Origin of the sequence: Ectothiorhodospira mobilis, assembly GCF_900114895.1 — a bacterium.
Taxonomy (GTDB): Bacteria; Pseudomonadota; Gammaproteobacteria; order Ectothiorhodospirales; family Ectothiorhodospiraceae; genus Ectothiorhodospira; species Ectothiorhodospira mobilis_A.
The window spans coordinates 1-1,284 of sequence record NZ_FOUO01000031.1 but is presented as its reverse complement, the minus strand read 5'-3'; the positions used below and the strand labels follow the sequence as shown (position 1 = coordinate 1,284).

Genomic DNA, 1,284 nt, shown 5'->3' with positions numbered 1-1,284 from the left:
GGGCGGCCTCATTGTCGCTGATGGCGTAGGCGACTGCATCCAGTTGTTCGAAGGTGATGCCGGGCTTGAGGTAGTGGTCGGCTCCGGGCAGGGATTTGAGCTTGTCGAAGGGGGTCATCATCTCCTCGTAGCGGTAGCGTTTGCGGATCCGGCCCTTGGCATCGACCTCCTCGGTGGGGAAGAAGCAGGGGCGGTGGAAGTTGAGGTAAGGCGAGAGCACATCCTGGGTGAAGGCGTTGACCGCCTTGGCGAAACGTCCGGGGATGTGGGCATAGCCCAGGTGCTTGCGCACCACCGAGCCGTTCTTGGACTCCACCAAGGCGTTGTCGTTGGTTTTGCGGGCGCGGGACTTGGTGAACTGCTCGATGCGCAGCTTCTCGAGCAGCGCGGCGACGCGCTTGTTGATGTACTCCGATCCGTTGTCGGCGTGAAAGCCCAGGATGAGGAAGGGAAACGCCTCCAACAAGGCCTCGAGCACCGGCAGCAGGAAGCGCTCCGAGATGCGCTCGACCGAGCCGACGAACTGGAACTGGGTGACCTCGTCGACCAGGTTGATGTGGTAGAGGCCCTTGATGCCGTCCAGATCGCCCTGGTGGACCGAATCGACGCGCAGGAAGCCGGGACGGCCTTCGGGACGGGGTTTTCGGCGTTCGCCGATGTTCACCTTGACCGATCGGGTCTTGTCCACCGAGCCGCGGCTTCGCTGGTAGGTCTGGGAGCCTCTGAGGTTGTAGAGGTGGCCGTTGGAGATCCCTGCGAGGCGCTCGTAGCGCTGATCCCCGAACACCGTGTAGGCGCGCTCACAGAGCTTGCGGGTGGCTGGCCCGGACAGTGTGCCGTGCAGGGCGTCGAGCTCGGCCAGCAGGCGGATATCGTCTGGGGTGTAGCGCCGAGCAAAGGGCGCCGCCGGTTTGCCACGACGGTCACGGATGGTACCGGTCTTGCAGAACTGCTGGATCAGCCGGGTGATCTGCGCCCGGGATCGGCCGGTGACCTTGGCCAGATAGCGTCGCACCAGGCCCTTATCGGCCTTGCCCAGGCGGGGGTAGCCGAGACGGCGCAGCTCGCCGGCCATCCAGTCGTAGGCGGCCTCCCGGGCCGGGGCCTCGAAACCGAGAGTCTGGGTGCCTTCCAGGAAGGCGCGGACTTGCTCTAGGGACTGAAGTCCTTGGGTCTTGAGCATGAGGATCATCCTCCGATGATCCCAAACCCCGACCGCCTTCAGGCTCACTTCACGCTGGAATCACGTCCCTCCTTCAGGCTCATGTGTCGTTGGACAAGGCT

The 1,284-nt window shown here is 64.1% G+C and carries 1 protein-coding gene; it reads right to left on the bottom strand.

Translation table 11 applies throughout. The annotated features are described in order from the left end of the window. Window positions 1-1,183, bottom strand: a 1,183-nt coding sequence (locus tag BM214_RS12280; protein ID WP_090487771.1) for a DDE-type integrase/transposase/recombinase, incomplete at its 3' end; no start/stop codon positions are given. Window positions 1,184-1,284 lie beyond the last annotated feature (101 nt).